Origin of the sequence: Bacillus sp. M13(2017), assembly GCF_002218325.1 — a bacterium.
GTDB lineage: Bacteria > Bacillota > Bacilli > Bacillales > Bacillaceae_G > Bacillus_A > Bacillus_A thuringiensis_K.
Genome location: NZ_KZ268516.1, coordinates 115,739 through 131,505 on the forward strand (window position 1 = coordinate 115,739; position 15,767 = coordinate 131,505).

Below are 15,767 nucleotides of genomic sequence, written 5' to 3' on the forward strand. Positions count from 1 at the left end.
TTATCTTTAAAATGACAATCTCTATTATAGCAAAAAATGAAGAATGGAGTTTTCTCACATATAAAGGGGAGCTTAGAGGTGAAATAATAAAAAGGATGCATTACATGCATCCTTTTTATTCTGCAATTTTTTCTAAATTACCGTTTCGGTCCATTCGGAAAGATGTTTGAGAACGTTCTTCATCATCCATGACTGCCAATTTACGAGCTCGGTTCATAATGTTCATAAGTGTTTCGTAATCTTCTTGTACAGTATGAGATTGCTTTTCTAATTTTTCTAGTTTCTTTTCTAGTTCCTCATTCCTAAGAATTTGTGCTTTAATTTCTTGTTTCAATCTCGTATTCTCGTTTTCAAGAGCTGTCACTTTTATATTTGAAGATCCGACTGTTTGTAAAAAATAAATAACATCTTGCATTGTCATAGAGCTTCTTGCAGCAGTAGATTCTTGATATGGAATAGCTTCTTTATATTGTACGATTGAATCTTCTTGTACTAACTCTTCATAATTAGTTATCGAATCTGAAACTGGTGGTGTATAAAGTAAACGTTTTTTCGCTTGTTCACCGCTTGCAGCACGCATTTTATCTTTACGATGTTTTTTTGCTAGTTGAAGAGCTTGTTCATAGCTATAGCGAACGACAGCATTCCAGCGGAAACCACAAGCAGCAGATGTACGATTTAACTGATCCCCTACTTCCTCAAATGCATTTAATTGTGTACTTCCTTCTCTAACATGACGAAGTACCGTTTCAGCAAGTAATAAATCATCCTCATCTGTCCAAGCATCTTGTCTTACTTTCATAGATTCAACTCCCTTTCTTTTTATGAACTTCCTATTTTTATAATGGGCAAAAAAATAAACTTTTATACAAAGCTTTTAAAAATATGGTAGATTTCGATGAAAGGTAAAAATTTTCCCATGAATGGTGAGCGCTTCTGTAGGAGAGCATATAAATATGTAGCATTATGTAGAGAATAGGCTTTGTAGGGAAACTTGCAACGAGCTTCAAAGAGCGGTAAAATACCATTTAGTGTTTATTTTTAAATGTACTTGAGAAAAGTTTAAAATAGAGGAAGTGTTATGTAATGGGAAACGAGTTTCGCGTGTGCGATGACTGTCAGGCAACGAACGTTAAAACGTTAGTTCCGAAGTTAAAAAAAGTAGATTCATGTGCAACGATTGAAGTTGGATGTCAGTCTTACTGTGGTCCTGGTCGTAAAAAATCATTCGCATTTGTAAATAACCGTCCAGTTGCGGCTCCAACAGAAGATGAGTTAATCGTAAAAATTGAAGCAAAGTTAAATAAGTAAGAAAAAGAAGAGTGAAAAGATTACTCTTCTTTTTTTATGCCCATAAGAGGAATGGTTTATTCTGCAAAAGTAATCTTGTGTGTACGAACGTTTTCTAAAGGATGGACATAATTTTTGTATTAAAATTCCAATTTATATAAATTTATATTTCAAAATAATGGTTGACAGTCTTTTAAAGCGATAGGTAGAATAGAAGTGTCTGATTCTGAGAATCATTATCAGGAAAATAACAATTCACCTAATTTTTTTATTACTATTTGAGAATAAATTTCATTTTAATAAATATATGTTGTTGGTTAGGATGGTTGAGGGATGGAAGCGAGTGCAAGCAGTATAGAACAGCAAGAAGAGAATGTTAAAGAGATTAAGAGCAGACCGCTCATCGCTTCTATTATTTTAGTAGCGGGTACAATTTTGTTAGCTTTAAGCATGGCAGTTTCTATTTCTTTTGGGGCTGCAGATATTAGTTTAAAGACTGTATGGCAAGCTGTATTTCAGTTTGATGGATCTATTACACATCATAACGTAATTCAAGAGCTTCGCATGCCTAGAGCAATAGGGGGCGTAGTAGCAGGTGCCTTTTTAGCGGTATCAGGAGCAATTATGCAAGGTATGACGCGAAATCCACTTGCTTCACCATCATTAATGGGGATTACAGATGGGGCTGTATTTGGAATTGCAATTATGTATGCATTTTTCCCTAATTCACCTTATTTAATGTTTGTAATCGCATCTTTTATTGGAGCTGCGTTTGGTGCAAGCATTGTATATGGAATTGGGTCTTCTTCACCAGGTGGATTAACACCTGTGAAATTAGCTTTAGCAGGTGCAGCTATTAGTGCTTTATTAGGGGCAATTTCATCTGGAATCGCATTGTATTTCAATCTTGCCCAAGAGGTGAGCATGTGGAATGCAGGCGGAGTTGCTGGAGTGAAATGGCAAAGTATTAATATGTTAGTACCAATTGGCCTTGTTTGTCTTTTTATCGCAATTATGATGTCGAGATATATTACAATTTTGAGCTTCGGTGAAGAAATTGCAATTGGACTTGGTCAAAATACGACATTGATTAAATTTATCGGAACAGTACTTGTTCTTGTTTTAACGGGTTCTGCAGTTTCCATGGCAGGATCAGTTGGATTTGTCGGTCTTGTAATCCCGCATATGACTCGTTTCCTCGTAGGCTCGGACTATAGATGGGTTATTCCATGTTCTGCGGTCTTAGGCGGGCTGTTAATTGAATGTGCAGATATGTTATCTCGCGTTATTAACCCACCATTTGAAACGCCAATTGGAGCAATTACAGCGCTAATTGGGGTTCCATTCTTCCTCTACTTAGCACGTAATGAAGGGAGAGGAAAGATGTGAGGATGAGTGTCTTAACAAAAAAGAACATTTCTATATTAACGATTTTAGTAGGACTAATCATTTCTATATTTCTTATTAGTTTAAATACAGGAACTTTTAAAATCCCGCCAATGGACGTATTAAAGTCATTGGTTGGACTAGGGGCTGAAGATCAGTCTGTTATTTTATTTGAATTCCGTATGCCGCGTATGGTAATTGCTATACTAGTCGGATCTGCCTTAGCTATGTCAGGTGCGATTTTGCAAGGTTTATCGCGAAATCCGCTTGCTGATCCAGGTATTATAGGTATTAATGCTGGAGCGGGATTAACAGTTGTTATATTCGTCTACTTCTTCTTCGGGAAAGTAGGGACTGGTACATTTTTATCTGTATTCATTCTTCCATTCTTCGCACTAGTTGGAGCGATATTAGCAGCGGTAATTATTTATTTACTAGCATGGAAAGATGGCGTTTCATCGACTCGATTAATACTTGTCGGTATTGCCGTTGCAGCTGGATTTGGAGCTGTTAGTTTAATTTTCTCTATGAAGATGACATCTAACGATTTTCGTTTTGCTACGATTTGGCTAGCGGGAAGTCTGTGGGGTACAGATTGGAAATTTGTATTAAGTGTACTTCCATGGATGGTTATTTTCTTACCGCTTGCTATAAGTAAAGCACACATATTAAATGTAATGAACCTAGGCGATTCTACAGCAGTTGGCCTTGGTGTAAACGTAGAAAAAGAAAGACGTAAATTATTATTTATTGCAGTTTGTTTAGCAGGTGCATCTGTTGCTGTTGCCGGCGGAATTGGCTTTATCGGTTTAATGGCCCCGCATTTAGCAAGGCGCCTTGTTGGTGGTAAACATCAAATTATGTTGCCCACAGCTGCGCTAATAGGAACGTTTTTACTTTTATTCGCAGACGTAATTTCAAGAAGTGTACTAACAACTTCAGAAATACCAGTCGGTCTTGTTATTTCTGTAATTGGTGCACCGTATTTCATTTATTTACTTATGAGGACAAAATAAAGGGAGGCTTTTCGTATGGCAACTTTAGCGGTGGATGCGGTATCTGTTGGCTATAATGAAGGTTTAATTATTGATGGATTAACAGTTGAAATTCCGGAAGGCAAAATTACAACAATTATTGGACCAAATGGTTGTGGGAAGTCCACATTATTAAAAACGGCGTCTCGTATTTTGAAGGCAAAGCAAGGTACTGTTTATCTTGACGGAAAAGCAATTGAGAAACAGCCAACGAAAGAAATTGCAAAGAAAATGGCGATTTTACCACAAACTGCAGAAGTGCCAACGGGTCTTACTGTATTTGAGCTTGTGTCATATGGAAGATTCCCTCATCAAAAAGGGTTTGGCACGCTGAAAGAAGAGGATTATCGCTACATTAACTGGGCACTTGAAGTGACAGGAATGAAAGAATTTGCGAATCGTCCAGCAGAAGCGCTATCAGGTGGTCAACGTCAACGTGTGTGGATCGCAATGGCTCTTGCACAAGGGACAGAATTACTCGTATTAGATGAACCGACAACGTACTTAGATATGGCCCATCAATTAGAAGTATTAAACTTATTGAAAAAGTTAAATGAAGAAGAAGGTAGAACGATTGTTATGGTTATCCATGACTTAAACCACGCTTCTCGTTTCTCAGATCATATGATTGCATTAAAAGCAGGTAAGTTAATGAAACAAGGAACGCCAGATGAAGTTATGACAAGTGAAACACTTCGTAACGTATTTGAGATTGAAGCTCAAATCGTTCCATGCCCAGTAAACTGTAAGCCAATTTGTTTAACATATGATTTAGCGATGATTAGTAATCAATTGCGTAAAAAAGCATAAGTAGAACCCCCCTCGTGAAGAGGGGGACTTCTAATGGACGTTGAGCTTCTTATATAAGAATGGGAAGTTGAACGCCCGTTAGAATGGGTTATTAACAACAATTAATAAACATATATTGATTAATTGTTATCTTTGTTTCTTATAGTTCATTGTAACTTATAAGATAAATACAGCTAGAAGGAGTGGGAACATGAAGAATTTTAAAATGGCACTATTAGCAATGGTACTAGTTGTGACTTCTGTACTATTTGCAGCTTGTTCTAACAAAGAAGAAGAAAAGAAAGCAGATGCAAAGACTGAAGAGCGCACTGTAAAACATGCAAAAGGGGAAATTAAAATTCCTGCAAACCCAAAGAAAATTGCTGACCTTAGTGGTTCAACAGAAGAATTATTAATTTTCGGTATGAAACCGGTTATTACTGCTAATACATCTCAAGAAAAAATTGATGCACATATTGAAAAGAAACTAAAAGATGTTAAACCAGTTGGTTCTGCTTGGGGCGATAAAATTAACATCGAAGCAGTAGCTGCTGCAAAACCAGATTTAATTCTTGTAAATAATCGTCAAGAAAAGATTTATGACCAATTATCTAAAATTGCACCAACAGTTATGTTAAACACTCCATTAGATCAATGGCGTCCAAAATTCGAAGAAGTAGGTCAAATCTTCGGTAAAGAAAAAGAAACAAAAGAATGGTTCAAAAAGTATGATGAAAAAGCAAGCAAATTACATGACAAAATCGTCGCTAAAACTGGTGAAGCAACATTTATGAAAATGGCTGCATATCCAAATGCTTTCCGCGTATATGGTGATTACGGTTACGGTAGCGTAATCTTTAATGATTTAAAACTACCAGCAGTTAAAGGTACACCAACTGATAAACCGTTAGTACAAGTACAAAAAGAAGCTTTAATCGATTACAACCCAGATTACTTATTCGTATTTACAACTGGTGACGGTTCTCAGCGCTTAAAAGAATTCCAAGAAGAATCAATTTGGAAAAACATGAACGCTGTTAAAAATAACCACGTATTTACAATTAAAAATGAAGACTTAAACAAAGGTTACTTCCCACTAGGGAAAGATATGATCTTAGACGAAGTTGCTGAATTCGTTTTAGGTAAATAATGTATAAAGGAAATCACTTTTACTTCGGTAAAGGTGATTTTTTCTTTTTATAAAGGGAATTAATATAGTCTTTCATTTCTTTCTGTTTCTCATTTCGTTTATAATATAAAGTAAGAATGTAGTAAAGAAAGGGGGATGTCGGAAAGTGGTATATTTAAACGACAAACTCAGCGAAACAAAAGTGTTTAAAGACCCAGTACATAAATATGTGCACGTGCGTGATCGTGTTATTTGGGATTTAATCGGAACGAAAGAATTTCAACGCTTGCGCCGTATTAAGCAGCTTGGAACGACATTTTTTACATTTCACGGTGCAGAGCATAGTCGCTTTACTCATTCGTTAGGTGTATACGAAATTATTCGTCGTATGATTGATGATGTGTTTGATGGCAGACCAAATTGGAATGCTGAAGATAGATTGTTATGTTTATGTGCGGCATTACTTCATGATGTCGGCCACGGCCCATTTTCTCACTCGTTTGAAAAAGTATTTTCATTAGATCATGAGAAATTTACGCAAAAGATTATCGTTGGCAATACGGAGATTAATGATGTATTAAGTCGTGTTGATAAGGAGTTTCCACAAAAGGTAGCAGATGTAATTGCAAAAACGTCTACTAATAAATTAGCGATTAGTATGATTTCGAGCCAAATTGATGCGGATCGTATGGATTATTTATTAAGAGATGCTTATTTTACAGGCGTAAAGTACGGAAACTTTGATATGGAACGTATACTGCGTGTAATGCGTCCGTATGGGAATCAAGTAGTCATTAAAAATAGTGGTATGCATGCTGTTGAGCATTACATTATGAGTCGTTATCAAATGTATTGGCAAGTATATTTCCACCCGGTAACGCGAAGTGCAGAAGTTATTTTAACGAAGATTTTACACCGTGCGAAATCACTGCACGAGAAGTATTATACATTTAAAAATCATCCTGTTCATTTCTATTCTTTATTTGAAGAAGAAGTAACAGTAGAGGATTATTTAAAGTTAGACGAGAACGTTATGTATTACTACTTCCAAGTATGGCAGGAAGAAGAAGATCCAATTTTAAGCGATTTATGCCGCCGTTTTATGAATCGAAATCTATTTAAATATGTAGAGTTTACAGATAAACACGGTTTAGATAATTGGATGGAATTAAGTAGTTTATTTAAAAAGATTGGACTTGATCCGGAGTATTATTTAGTAGTTGATTCAACATCAGACTTACCGTATGACTTTTATCGTGCAGGAGAAGAAGAAGAGCGTCTACCAATCCTACTTCTTATGCCAAACGGAGAGCTTAGAGAGCTTTCACGTGAGTCGGATATTGTTGAGGCGATTACAGGTAAGAAAAGAACGGATCAAAAGCTATTCTATCCACATGATTTAATCTATGAAGATGGAAGAAAAGGAAAATATAAAGAGAGAATTATTGAGTTGTTAGAAGGAAAGAAATAAGAAGCAGCTAATGGCTGCTTCTTATGAAAAAACTTGAAATTATTTGTCGCTTAAGCGTTTTCCGCCAACTGCATAATGGTTTTTAGACATTTCTTCGATGAAAACAACGATGTTTTCTTCAGGAGCACCAGTTGTTTCGCTTACTGCTGCTGTTACTTTCTCAGCAAGAGCTTTCTTTTGTTCTTCTGTGCGTCCTTCTAGCATTTTCACTGTTACGTATGGCATGTACAATCGCTCCTTTTATGTAAGTTACACTCTTATTATAGCGGATTATGGGGAAGAACAATCGAAAAAACAAATAATTTCTTTTTTTGACATATGGAAGAGGAGATGAAGCATGGATCAGTTATTTAGATACCCGTTGCACCAAATTCCTTTGGTAGCAATGGCCATTATTATCGCATTATCAGTTCATGAATTTGCACATGCATATGTAGCATATAAATTTGGAGACGATACAGCAAAGAGACAAGGCCGTTTGACTTTATCACCGATGGCACACTTAGATCCTATAGGTTTGATTGCAGTATTAATTCTTGGATTCGGTTGGGCAAGACCGGTTCCTGTTAACCCATATAACTTTAAAAGACCGCGTCTTGCAGGTATATTAGTTTCAATTGCAGGGCCGATTAGTAACTTAATTTTAAGCGCAATTGGTTTAATTATTTGGTATAGCTTATTAAAATTTGGTGTATTATACTCAATTCCATCTGCAGTGGCAGATACGTTAGCTCAATTTTTCCAGATTTTTATTATGCTGAATATCGTTTTACTTGTATTTAACTTATTACCGATCCCACCACTTGATGGGTATCGCGTAGTGGAAGATTTAGCACCAGCAAATATTCGCGCGAAAATGACACAGTATGAAAAATACGGGGCAATTGCGTTATTAATTCTCGTTATTACACCGCTTAGTAATTACACAATTCAACCTATTTTTCAAGTAGTTATTCCGCATGTATTTGTATTTTTAGATAGCATCATTGCGCCTATTTTTGGCCTTTTATAATTTTTAAGTGAGGAGGATTTTACATATGACAGAGAAAAAGAAAAAAATCGGTTTTAATATCGTGAAAAATGATTCAACAGATGGACATGGTGGATTTGGTGTTGGAGCATTAAGCTTAGAAAACATTTCACCTGTATTTGTTGATGTACTAGAGAAGACTGCATTCGTTGATATCGGTGCGATGCATGCGCGTAGTACAGTAGAAAAAGGTATTAAGTTTTTAACAAATAAAGATGAGGTTCCAAACGGAAAACCGTTTTGGCTTGTTTGGGTAACGATTGAAAGAACTGCAACGGGTGCGTATTACGCAGGTGTAACAGCTTGTGAAATGACAGTTGACCGTGAGATTCGCCGCGGATATAAATCACTTCCAGAGCACGTAAATAAAATGGATAAATCATTGAAGCGTCACATTATGGTTGACCATATGGACGAGTCATCTAAAAAGGTACTTGGTACGTTCTTAAAAGAACATAATGAAGCGATTTGGAACGAATCTAGTGAAGAATTGCGCCGTGCATTATTAAGTGAATAAAAAATAGCTGACGGGTGCCCGTCAGCTATTTTTTTTACCAAGGAAGATATTTTTTCCACCAACTTGTTTTTTTCTTTTCTTCAGTCGTTTTTTCAAATTCTTCTTTATCATCGACTTGATCCATACAATATTCAGTCGGTTCGGTACCTTTAGCGAAATACATTTTCACAGAAATAGGACAATTTTTTGTAGCAATTTTACCGTTCTCTGGATTGATATTAACCGCTACGACGTCACTTGGTTGTTTAAATTCTTTTTTAGGCTGTCCATCTAAGCCCTTCTCCATCGTATCAGTCCATATTTTCTTCGCATACCCTTGTTCTGCTACGTTTGAAATAGATTTAGGTTGATCGTATCCGACCCATACACCTGTTACGATTTGCGGAGTAAATCCGATCATCCAACTATCCGTTTCAGTAGAACCAGATTTGCCGGCATATGTTCTTGATAGTTTGGATAACATCGATTGACCAGTTACAGCAGCATAGCTGCTTAGTTTCTTATTAAACATACCAGTCATCATTTCTTCCATTACAAACGCTTTGCTCTTGTCGAGAACTTGTTTACTCTCTAAATGAGCATCGTATAATATATTTCCTTCATGATCCATAATGCGGCGAATGAAAGTAGGTTTTACTTCTTTTCCACCGTTTGCGAACATGCTATAAGCGTTAACCATTTCAATTGGTTTTACTGGTGATGTACCGAGAGCTAGAGAAGGCACATCTTTTAATGCACTTGTAATTCCAAACTGTTTCGCTGTTTTTGCAAGCGCGTCATCGCCTAAAAACAAATTTGTTTTCACAGCATAAATGTTATCAGAGACTGCGAGAGCTTGTGCCATCGTTACGAAATCATCTGCATAATAATCTTTATAGTTCTTCGGTTTATACTTTGAAACGCCGTCACCTAAGGTGAATACAGTATATTCGCTTTTTAAGCGTGTAGCAGGCGTGAATCCTCGTTCTAATGCCGCATAATATAGAAATGGCTTAAATGTAGAACCAGGCTGACGAATGGCTTGTGTAGCCCTGTTAAATTGACTCGTAGTATAATCAGTTCCACCAACAAGAGCAGCCACTTCACCTGTCTTTGGATTCATAGAGACGAGAGCAGTTTGTATGTTTGTTGTGTCAGGTATGTGATCTTTTACAGCTTGTTCTGCTACAGCTTGTAGTTTAGGGTCTAGCGTTGTATAAATTCGCAAGCCACCCCGTTGTAAAGCTTGTTCGTCTAATCCAACATCACGAAGGAGCGAAGCTTGTACAGCATCTTGGAAATATGGTGCGACCTCTGCTACTTTTTTCGTATCTAATGAGGCAAAAGTTAGTGGCTCTTTCTTCGCTAAGGCTGCTTGTTGCTTCGTAATATATCCTTGCTTTACCATTTCATCTAATATGAGAGCTTGTCGTCCTTTCGCACGATCCTCTTTCAAAAAGGGAGAATAGACACTTGGCCCTTTCGGGATACCTGCGAGCATACTAGCTTCTGCTAATGTTAACTCTTTTGCCGTTTTATCGAAATATAGACGGGACGCAGCTTCGATGCCATAAGCGCCATGTCCGTAATAAATTGTATTTAAATACCCTTCTAAAATATGATTTTTATTATAATTCACCTCAAGGCGAATTGTGTACATTGCTTCTAATAGTTTACGTTTCCACGTTTTATCATGATCTAAGTAAAGGTTACGAGCATACTGTTGTGTAATCGTACTAGCACCTTGGACTTTTGCCATCGCTTTTAAATCGGCAACAATGGCACCAGCAATACGTTTCATATCAAAGCCATGATGTTTGTAGAATCGTTGATCTTCAATAGATAGTGTCGCCTCTTTTACATAAGGTGAAATTTCATTAAGAGATACATTGTAACGTTTTTGCATTTCATTACTTTGTCCTATAACAGTGTCATCATTTGCGTAAAAGACGCTTGTTTGCGGGACCGCAACAGGAGGAGGTCCCATAATTTTTGCAACTATAATAATAACAAAAAAAGAAAAAACGAAGAAAAGGACGCAAGAAAACATTGCGGTGAAGAAAAGACGTTTATATTTTTTAAGTTTTGGATTCATAGTTTGATCCATCTTTTTTCAGCCCCTCATTAATACAAGCGTTATTGTATTAGTATTGAGGGTTTTCGTTTATTTTAAACAATGAAATTTCGAAAATAAAAAAGCCCCTTCCATTAAGAAAGGAGCTCAAAGGCACGTGCTGGCCAATCGGTAATGATGACATCTACACCATAATCAATCATAGTTTGTAAATCTTTGTATTCATTAATTGTATATGGACGGAAAACATACCCTTGCTCTTGTGCTAACTGCACAAATTCTTTCGTTAATAACTGGAAGTTTGGATGTAATCCATTTGCTTCTCTATGTTTTGCTTCGGCAATTGGATCAGCAAGTGGTGTATCATATAAAATTGCTCTTGGGATTTCAGGAGCAATTTCTGCTAATAATGAAACAGAGTCATGGTTAAATGATGAAAATACAACTTGATTAGAAAGATGATATTCACGCACAAGTGCGACAGCTTTTTCCTCAATATTTGGGTAATGAATAACATCTGTCTTTAATTCAATATTTAGTTGTAAGTTCGTTGTGGAAAGCCAAATGAAAACCTCGCGCAATGTTGGGATTTTTGCTTCATGGAAAGAAGGGTCTTTATAGCTACCAGCGTCCAATGATTGTAGTTCCTCCACCGTTTTTTCCGAAACAAGTCCAACGCCATTTGTTGTGCGATCGACGGTTTCATCGTGAATTACGACAAGTTCACCATCTTTTGATAAGTGGACATCGAGTTCAATTCCGTGAGCGCCAATGCGTTCTGCTTCTTGGAAGGCAATCATCGTATTTTCGTGATGTGTTCCTTTTACTCCGCGATGAGCGAAAATAAGTGGTTTAATCATGTGAAATTCTCCTTATTATCTCATTTCTTTTATTATGAAACTGCTTTAGGGAAAATACAATTGAATATGACAAACATTTACAAAAGTCTAACAGTTGCAGAAAAGTTAACGTTAACGTAAAATGTAATAATCAAGTGAAGGGAGGAATAAACATGTATAAAATTGATGAAGTAACAAAGCAAGTCGGTTTAACAAAACGTACACTTCGTTATTATGAGGAAATTGGTTTAATTCATCCCCCAGAACGTAGTGAGGGAAATATTCGTCTGTATACTGATGAGGATATTGCCAGAATTAAAAGAATTGTAGAAGCGAAAGAAGTGCTAGGAATCACACTTCAAGAAATGCAGCATTTCTTATCACTAAAAGAAAGAATGGAGCAAAGGAGAAATAGCGAGAACCCTCGTGATCATGAAGTGATTCAAGAAATTAAAGATATGCTTGAAAAACAAGTGCAAACGTTAGACGAAAAAATGGAGCAAATGCAACGTGTAAAGGCAGAACTCGAAGATAGTTTACATCGTGCAGTAACATTTTTAGAGAGCACAAAAGGAGAGTAATCAAAATGGAGAGCAAACAAAAACTAGGGAGATTGATTACAGTGGTGGCTACCTTCCTTGCCTTTTCGGGTATAGGAGTAGTCGACCCAATTTTGCCAATTATTGCAGAGAAAATTGGTGCAACACATTGGCAAGTTGAAATGTTATTTACCGCTTATATTTTAACGATGGCAATCATGATGTTACCAGCTGGTATATTTGCATCGAGATTTGGTGATAAACGGATGATGACAATCGGCCTTGCGATTGTGACTGTATTTGCGTTTATATGTGGTATATCGCAAACGATTGCTCAATTATCTCTTTTCCGCGCTGGATGGGGATTAGGAAATGCGATGTTTTTTGCTACAGCAATGACGCTGTTAATAGCATTAAGTAAAGAAGTTCATGAAGCAGTAGGATTATACGAAGCAGCTATCGGTTTAGGCATGGCTGGCGGACCATTATTAGGCGGGATATTAGGTGGTCATTCTTGGCGTTATCCGTTTTTCGCGACGAGTATTTTAATTTTCTTAGCATTTATTTTAGTATTCTTTTTTGTAAAAGAACCAGAGCGAAAAGTGAAGCGTAAGGCTGCTGGCGTAGGGGAATTACTTAACCTGGTGAAGTATAAACCATTTATGCAAGGTGCCATTTCAGGGATGCTATACTACTACGGATTTTTTGTCGTGTTAGCATATTCACCACTTATTATGCATTTATCAGCTATTCAATTAGGTTTTGTATTTTGCGGATGGGGACTCGCGTTAGCTTACGGTTCTGCAATTTTAGCACATAAGCTAGAAGGGAAATATGAACCAAAAACATTATTGAAGGGTAGTTTACTCGTATTTGCGATTTTCTTAATTGCACTATTCTTTGTGAAAATTATGTGGTTACAAATTACTCTTATCGTTTTATCAGGATTGGCATCTGGTTTAAACAATGCATTATATACAAGTTATGTAATGGATATTTCACCTTATGAAAGATCTGTTACGTCAGGTGTTTATAACTTCGTTCGTTGGCTAGGGGGCGCAATTGCTCCGATTTTATCAGGAGTTATCGGTCATACTGTTTCACCACAAAGTCCGTTTTTAGTAGGTGGAATTGTGGTATTAGTTGGTTGTATTATGATCCTAATTCCAATTCGTAAACCAGTAGAAATAGAGACAAAAGCCCTTTCTTAAGAAAGGGTTTTCTTTCCTTTTACGGTGCAAACCCTTTCTGCACATATGTTAGAACCCTCTGACTAAAATATATTTTCGGTATTTTTGTACTTTTAACTATACATTTTGGATGTTTTGTTTTATTTTTGTTAGGGGACATTAATGATGTCCCTATTATAAATTTGCATTGAAAGGCGTGATTGTACGATGGAACTATGGTTCACTGAAAAACAAACAAAACATTTTGGGATTACGGCGCGTATTAACCGCACATTACATACGGAGCAAACAGAATTCCAAAAACTTGATATGGTTGAAACGGAAGAGTTCGGAAACATGCTTATTTTAGATGGCATGGTTATGACGACAGAAAAAGATGAGTTCGTTTACCATGAAATGGTAGCGCACGTACCTTTATTTACACATCCAAACCCTGAAAACGTATTAGTTGTTGGTGGCGGTGATGGCGGTGTTATTCGTGAAGTGTTAAAACACCCAAGCGTAAAGAAAGCAACTCTTGTTGAAATCGATGGAAAAGTAATTGAGTACTCTAAACAATACTTACCATCAATTGCAGGCGCATTAGATAATGAGCGTGTAGAAGTGAAAGTAGGAGACGGTTTCCTACATATCGCAGAAAGCGAAAATGAATATGACGTAATTATGGTAGATTCTACTGAGCCAGTAGGACCAGCAGTAAACCTATTTACAAAAGGCTTCTATGCTGGAATTTCAAAAGCGTTAAAAGAAGATGGTATTTTCGTTGCTCAAACGGACAACCCTTGGTTTACACCAGAATTAATTACAACTGTGTTTAAAGATGTAAAAGAGATTTTCCCAATTACTCGTTTATACACAGCGAATATTCCAACTTATCCAAGTGGTCTTTGGACATTCACAATCGGATCTAAAAAACATGATCCATTAGAAGTAAGTGAAGAGCGTTTCCACGAAATCGAAACGAAATACTACACAAAAGAATTACACAATGCAGCATTCGCATTACCGAAATTTGTTGGCGATCTAATTAAGTAAGAGAATCGTATCGAACAAATAAAGTGTAAGTAGCTCATTTAAGGTGTTTGTCCAGAAGACTTGAACATGCTAGCTATTTACACTTCTGTAAAGAAAATTGTCTTCTTGTATGAAACAGAAGACCCGGTAAATCGAGAAAGAGGAGCAACTCGCTCCAAATTTGAGAAATAATGAAAGGTTGGGATACCTTAAGTTCCACATAAGGAGGAAAAGAATATGCGTTTTGATGAAGCTTATTCAGGTAAAGTATTTATTAAAAGTCATCCAAGTTTTGAAGAGTCAGAGGTAGTTATTTACGGGATGCCTATGGATTGGACAGTAAGTTACCGTCCAGGATCTCGCTTTGGCCCTGCACGTATTCGTGAAGTATCAATCGGTCTTGAAGAATATAGTCCGTATTTAGATCGTGAACTAGAAGAGGTAAAATATTTTGATGCGGGTGATATCCCATTACCATTCGGAAATGCACAACGCAGCTTAGACATGATTGAAGAATATGTATCAAAACTTTTAGATGCCGGTAAGTTTCCACTAGGTCTCGGCGGTGAGCACCTAGTGTCTTGGCCAATTTTTAAGGCAATGGCAAAAAAATATCCGGATTTAGTAATCATCCATATGGATGCTCATACTGATTTACGTGAATCGTATGAAGGGGAGCCTTTATCCCACTCTACACCTATTCGTAAAGTGTGTGATTTAATTGGTCCGGAAAACGTATATTCTTTCGGAATTCGTTCTGGAATGAAGGAAGAATTTGAATGGGCGAAAGAAGTAGGTATGAACTTATACAAGTTTGACGTATTAGAACCGTTAAAAGAAGTATTACCGAAACTTGCAGGACGCCCAGTCTATGTCACAATCGACATTGATGTATTAGACCCAGCTCACGCTCCAGGAACAGGAACGTTAGAAGCTGGCGGTATCACATCTAAAGAATTATTAGATTCCATCGTAGCAATTGCAAATTCAAATATAAATGTAGTTGGAGCAGACTTAGTAGAAGTAGCTCCAGTCTACGACCATAGTGATCAAACACCAGTCGCAGCAAGCAAATTCGTGCGGGAAATGCTGCTCGGTTGGGTGAAATAAAAGTGAAGCCGACTGTTTAGACCCGGTGGCTAAGGTTCTTTCCTGCAAAAGGTGCTTTTTACCTTTTGGCAGGGAAGGTTCTTAGACGCAATGGTCTAGGAGGCGTAACTGGATAGTAATAAAAGCGGAGGCAGCTCGCTCAGAATCGCAGGTCATTGGAACGCTCGATCGAGAAGCACTTTTGGCGCAGGCCGAGAGTGTGAAATGGCCAGAGATTCTAGCCGCTGCAGCTAGACAAAATAAAAGCCCTCTATATGATTGAAGTGACCCCCGAAAGTTAGACAGGTCGTTTCATTAGGCAGCCTCTAGGGTATGAGCCCGGTATTGTACTGGGCTCATACCCTTTAATTTTGCCTTAATTCTTTTATGATTATAG

17 protein-coding genes are annotated in these 15,767 nt (G+C 37.1%); 12 read left to right on the forward strand and 5 right to left on the reverse strand.

The features are described from left to right. Nucleotides 1–115: 115 nt before the first annotated feature. Nucleotides 116–802, reverse strand: coding sequence for an RsfA family transcriptional regulator (locus tag CGQ22_RS26985; protein ID WP_000868368.1), 687 nt, complete (start codon nt 800–802; stop codon nt 116–118). A gap of 284 nt (nt 803–1,086) precedes the next feature. Between CGQ22_RS26985 and CGQ22_RS26990 the strand changes: the two genes are divergently transcribed. From CGQ22_RS26990 to CGQ22_RS27015, 6 genes are all read left to right on the forward strand, one after another. After that, complete coding sequence (locus CGQ22_RS26990) at nt 1,087–1,311, forward strand: YuzB family protein (RefSeq protein ID WP_000526079.1); 225 nt, start codon at nt 1,087–1,089, stop codon at nt 1,309–1,311. A 312-nt stretch (nt 1,312–1,623) separates the two neighbouring features. Next, entirely contained in the window at nt 1,624–2,679 is a 1,056-nt protein-coding gene (locus CGQ22_RS26995; RefSeq protein ID WP_000388294.1) for a FecCD family ABC transporter permease, read from the forward strand. Beyond that, nucleotides 2,676–3,692 carry a FecCD family ABC transporter permease gene (locus CGQ22_RS27000; RefSeq protein ID WP_001242964.1) on the forward strand — a complete coding sequence of 339 codons (1,017 nt, stop codon included), beginning with the start codon at nt 2,676–2,678 and terminating at the stop codon, nt 3,690–3,692. The genes CGQ22_RS26995 and CGQ22_RS27000 overlap by 4 nt, the downstream gene beginning before the upstream one ends. Nucleotides 3,693–3,707: 15 nt before the next feature. Next, nucleotides 3,708–4,520: an ABC transporter ATP-binding protein gene (locus tag CGQ22_RS27005; protein ID WP_000212068.1), complete on the forward strand. Its 813-nt coding sequence runs from the start codon at nt 3,708–3,710 to the stop codon at nt 4,518–4,520. A 190-nt stretch (nt 4,521–4,710) separates the two neighbouring features. Then, the gene (locus CGQ22_RS27010) at nt 4,711–5,649 is read left to right on the forward strand and encodes an ABC transporter substrate-binding protein (protein WP_000787724.1); all 939 of its coding nucleotides are present in this window, start codon (nt 4,711–4,713) and stop codon (nt 5,647–5,649) included. Between the two features lie 145 nt (nt 5,650–5,794). Continuing rightward, nucleotides 5,795–7,099 carry an HD domain-containing protein gene (locus CGQ22_RS27015; protein ID WP_000262742.1) on the forward strand — a complete coding sequence of 435 codons (1,305 nt, stop codon included), beginning with the start codon at nt 5,795–5,797 and terminating at the stop codon, nt 7,097–7,099. 39 nt (nt 7,100–7,138) lie between these two features. Here CGQ22_RS27015 and CGQ22_RS27020 read toward each other — a convergent pair whose 3' ends face one another. Continuing rightward, complete coding sequence (locus tag CGQ22_RS27020; RefSeq protein ID WP_001147171.1) at nt 7,139–7,324, reverse strand: 2-hydroxymuconate tautomerase; 186 nt, start codon at nt 7,322–7,324, stop codon at nt 7,139–7,141. A 112-nt stretch (nt 7,325–7,436) separates the two neighbouring features. Here CGQ22_RS27020 and CGQ22_RS27025 point away from each other — a divergent pair, with 112 nt between their 5' ends. Together CGQ22_RS27025 and CGQ22_RS27030 are read left to right on the forward strand one after the other, a co-directional pair. Continuing rightward, the gene (locus CGQ22_RS27025) at nt 7,437–8,111 is read left to right on the forward strand and encodes a site-2 protease family protein (protein ID WP_000372451.1); all 675 of its coding nucleotides are present in this window, start codon (nt 7,437–7,439) and stop codon (nt 8,109–8,111) included. Nucleotides 8,112–8,136: 25 nt separating this feature from the next. Next, nucleotides 8,137–8,646 carry a YwhD family protein gene (locus CGQ22_RS27030; RefSeq protein WP_000136678.1) on the forward strand — a complete coding sequence of 170 codons (510 nt, stop codon included), beginning with the start codon at nt 8,137–8,139 and terminating at the stop codon, nt 8,644–8,646. Nucleotides 8,647–8,680: 34 nt separating this feature from the next. Here the strand turns inward: CGQ22_RS27030 and CGQ22_RS27035 are convergent, their stop codons facing one another. After that, complete coding sequence (locus CGQ22_RS27035) at nt 8,681–10,732, reverse strand: transglycosylase domain-containing protein (RefSeq protein ID WP_089149584.1); 2,052 nt, start codon at nt 10,730–10,732, stop codon at nt 8,681–8,683. A gap of 101 nt (nt 10,733–10,833) precedes the next feature. Continuing rightward, the gene (locus CGQ22_RS27040) at nt 10,834–11,559 is read right to left on the reverse strand and encodes a glycerophosphodiester phosphodiesterase (RefSeq protein WP_089149585.1); all 726 of its coding nucleotides are present in this window, start codon (nt 11,557–11,559) and stop codon (nt 10,834–10,836) included. 152 nt (nt 11,560–11,711) lie between these two features. Between CGQ22_RS27040 and CGQ22_RS27045 the strand changes: the two genes are divergently transcribed. The 4 genes from CGQ22_RS27045 (at nt 11,712) to speB (ending at nt 15,391) form a co-directional block, all read left to right on the forward strand. Then, the gene (locus tag CGQ22_RS27045; RefSeq protein ID WP_089149586.1) at nt 11,712–12,119 is read left to right on the forward strand and encodes a MerR family transcriptional regulator; all 408 of its coding nucleotides are present in this window, start codon (nt 11,712–11,714) and stop codon (nt 12,117–12,119) included. 5 nt (nt 12,120–12,124) lie between these two features. Beyond that, nucleotides 12,125–13,288 (forward strand): MFS transporter, encoded by a 1,164-nt coding sequence (locus CGQ22_RS27050; RefSeq protein ID WP_000444234.1) that lies wholly within the window; start codon nt 12,125–12,127, stop codon nt 13,286–13,288. 186 nt (nt 13,289–13,474) lie between these two features. Beyond that, nucleotides 13,475–14,302, forward strand: coding sequence for a polyamine aminopropyltransferase (speE, locus tag CGQ22_RS27055; protein ID WP_000424696.1), 828 nt, complete (start codon nt 13,475–13,477; stop codon nt 14,300–14,302). Nucleotides 14,303–14,518: 216 nt separating this feature from the next. Beyond that, nucleotides 14,519–15,391, forward strand: coding sequence for an agmatinase (gene speB / locus CGQ22_RS27060; protein WP_001209827.1), 873 nt, complete (start codon nt 14,519–14,521; stop codon nt 15,389–15,391). Between the two features lie 294 nt (nt 15,392–15,685). Here speB and CGQ22_RS27070 read toward each other — a convergent pair. Beyond that, on the reverse strand, nt 15,686–15,767 hold an 82-nt coding region (locus CGQ22_RS27070; protein WP_140420774.1), incomplete at its 5' end, for an IS3 family transposase.